Annotated in this window: 2 protein-coding genes; one reads left to right on the top strand and one right to left on the bottom strand. The window is 69.2% G+C overall.

Annotation, left to right across the window (positions count from 1 at the left end; translation table 11 throughout):
• Positions 1-1,592, bottom strand: a 1,592-nt coding sequence (locus tag AB7U92_RS24570; RefSeq protein WP_428583072.1) for a glycosyl hydrolase, incomplete at its 3' end; no start/stop codon positions are given.
• 242 nt (positions 1,593-1,834) lie between these two features.
• Between AB7U92_RS24570 and AB7U92_RS24565 the strand changes: the two genes are divergently transcribed.
• Entirely contained in the window at positions 1,835-3,190 is a 1,356-nt protein-coding gene (locus AB7U92_RS24565; RefSeq protein WP_428583070.1) for a hypothetical protein, read from the top strand.
• Positions 3,191-3,204 lie beyond the last annotated feature (14 nt).

The raw sequence follows: 3,204 nt of genomic DNA, 5'->3' as shown, positions 1-3,204 counted from the left end.
GACGACGACTCCTGGTTGTTGCCGTAGACGCCGTACTCGCCCACGCCGCCCAGGCCGTTGGCCCAGGAGTGGCCCTCGTAGGGGTCGAAGTTGCGCAGGAAGGGGAAGTCGGCGCGGCCGCGCTCGGCGGTGGCGATGTCGGCCACCAGCAAGTCGACCATGCCGCCCCAGCGGTCCTTGGCCGCCCAGGCCGGGTCGCGCAGGGCGATCTCGGCCGCGGTGCGGATCCAGTAGCCGTACCAGAAGTGGTGGTCGTTGATCTCTTCGATGGCGAAGAACTCGTCCGGGTAGCTGGCCACCGCGCCCAGCGCGCGGTCGAGGAAGAAGTAGCGCTTCGAGTCGTCGCCGTCGAACCACTCGCCGATGCGCTTTTGCATCATGGCCAGGAGCCGGTCGCGGCCCGACGTGTCGCTCTGCTGCTCGACCACGTCCATCAGCTTGGAGATGCGCTGCAGGCCCTTGCCCTGCCAGTAGGCGCTCTGGCCCTCGGGCAGCATCATCCGCCGCGCGTTGCGCAGGTCCGACTTCATCACGTCGGCCAGCTCCTCGCGCTTCGGCGAATCGCCCGCAGCGGGCCAGTACGGCACGAAGCCGACGTACGGATAGACGGTCTTGAACGAGGGCGCGGCCAGCAGGCGGATCTTGCCGCGCACCGAGTCGTAGGCCGGGCCGAGGCGGCCCTCCACCGACTTGTTCTCGAACCAGTGGTGCGGGTACAGGCCGTACAGCGGGCCGTTGTCGGGCCCTTCCATCACACGCGTCGTGGCGGTGAAGGTCGTCTCGACCTCGCTCGCGCCGACGTCGTAGCGCCACTGCACGCGGGTGTCCTGGATGAAGGCGTAGGCGTGGCGGGCGAGCAAGGCAAGCGTCTCGGCGCGGTCGTCCGGCAGCACGGCGGCGGAGACGTAGCGCTTGCCCTCGTCCAGCCGGGCGAGCCACTCGGTCGGCGACGCCTGCTCCCAGCGCGCGCCGGCCGGGGCGAACAGCGCATAGTGCTTGCCCTTGATGCGCAGCGCCAGCACGCGCGGATCGGCGGCGCCGTCGAAGCGCTCGCCCGGCGCCGGCAGGCGCACGCGCAGGTCGCCGCGCGAGAGCTGCACGAAGGCATACGGGCTGCCGCGTGCCACCGAGATGCGCATGTCGTCGGCATCGCGTGCCATCGAGATGTCGATCGACCAGTCGCCGGCGCCGGCGAGCTTGGCCGGCCCGGCCTGAAAACCCGCCGGCGACAGCAGCAGCGGATCGCGATGTGGATAGGCGATCTCGGTGTCGCGCCGATCGGTGGTGGTGACCTCCTTGGACGGCAGGGCCATCTCGAAGCCCTCGGCCGTCGTACGCACCGTCATCGGCTGCACGAACACCGGCGCCGGCTTCGCATGGAAGATCAGCGTCGAGTACCACTGACTGGTCGGCGCGGCGCGCTCGAGCATCTTGCCGGTGCGGAAAGGTGCCGCGGGCAGGCCCTTGTCGGAGCCCTTCGGACCGACGTGGTAGGCGCCTTCGCCAAGCTTGACGGGCTGGGCGAAGGCCGCAGGGACCGTGAGCCCCGCCGCGAGCGACAGCCCCACCACGAAGCGGGTCAGAACCTTCATGCATGCCATGGCGCACCTGCAGGCGAATGGACGACGCTCCGGATTCTGCGTGAAAGCGCTTTCATGCGTGCTCTGGTTTTCCCCAAGCGGCACGGACGGACGCTCTGCCGAAGGCCCGCGGGAAAACACGGACGCCAGGGCGTTGACGACAGCCGCCCACGATCGCTATTCTGTGAAAGCGCTTTCATGATTGCCTCGATCATGGTCGCATCCACCCGCCAACCCCAGCCGAGCGAGTCGCCATGCACGCCGAGTTCCCCAACCCGATCCGGATCCCGAACCTGCCCCGGCCGCGCGCGCTGATGCGTGCCGGCGTGCTCGCCGCCGCGGGCCTGGGCTGGGCGGCAAGTGCGCAGGCGATCGACTTCGGTCCCTTCACGCTCAACGGCTTCGTCAAGGCCGAGGCCACCCGGGTCAGCTCCTACTGCAAGGACAACAGCTGCCAGGTCGACCCGCAGGCCGGCAAGGAGTTCATCTGGGCCGACGAGCTGGTGCAGGGCAAGGGCTACGGCGCCGGCACCACGCACGTCACGCTGGTGCAGCCCTACCTCAGCGCGAAATTCGACCTGCCTCGCGGCTTCAAGCTCTCCGGCCTGATCAGCCAGCGCTGGCGCGACGGCAAGGAGGACTTCAAGGGCTTCTGGTACGACAAGAGCGTGGCGCTGTCGCACGAGGACTACGGCAGCCTGCGCGTCGGCGCGATGCTCACGCGCGCGTGGAGCATGGCCGACTATCCCTTCGGCACCGACATCGGCCTGGCCGACCCCTGGGCCTCCAGCGGCTCCGGTTACGGCGTGCTCACCCGCGCGGTGCGCTACACCTCGCGCCCCTTCGACGTCTTCGAAGGCGACCTGGTCGTCGAGGGCACCTACGACATGGGCAAGAGCGGCTGGGAGCGCAACAAGCCCCGCTTCTTCGAGCTGTGGGTGCACTACGGCCGCGGCGACCTGTCGGTCGACGTGATGCTGCAGGACGCCCGCAACGGCACGCCCAGCGCCTTCAGCCACGGGCCCTTCACGGGCCTCTTCTACGACAGCCGCTTCGACGAGGCGCTCGGCGGCTCCAGCCAGGGTATCGCGATGGCGATGGCGCGCTACCGCGTCGACGCGCGCATCGAGGTGCTCGGCGGCGTGCGCGCCAACCGCTGGAGCGGCGCCTACGCCAAGCTGCTGGAGAGCCGCACGGTGAACCCCGGCGGCTTCGACATCTGGAACAGCCCCTTCAACGTCGACTGGAGCACCGACCTCGGCGGCGGCGTCTACAAGGGCTACGCCGCCCGCTCGGTCGACGTGGTGCTCGGCGCGCGCTACCGCATCGGCAAGTGGACGGCGTCCACCGGCATGCTCTACCTCGGCCAGGCCGACACCGACAACCCGAGCGAGCGCGGCCAGTCCAACTCGGCCACGATCAACACGATCGGCCTGGAGTACGACGTCGGCCAGGGCCTGCGCGTCTACGCCAACGCGGGCATCGTGAACTACCGGCTCAAGGGGCTCGCGCCGACCAGCATGCCCAGCAACTCCGCCTTCACCAGCATCGACTCGCGCCTGGAGCGCAGCGGCAACTGGTTCGGCGGCGGCTTCGTCTACACGTTCTGACATGCAATTCAACG

Origin of the sequence: Piscinibacter sp., from assembly GCF_050175855.1 — a bacterium.
GTDB lineage: Bacteria > Pseudomonadota > Gammaproteobacteria > Burkholderiales > Burkholderiaceae_C > Piscinibacter.
Note: the sequence above shows the minus strand (reverse complement) of the source record. Positions and strands in the feature narration are given on the sequence as shown.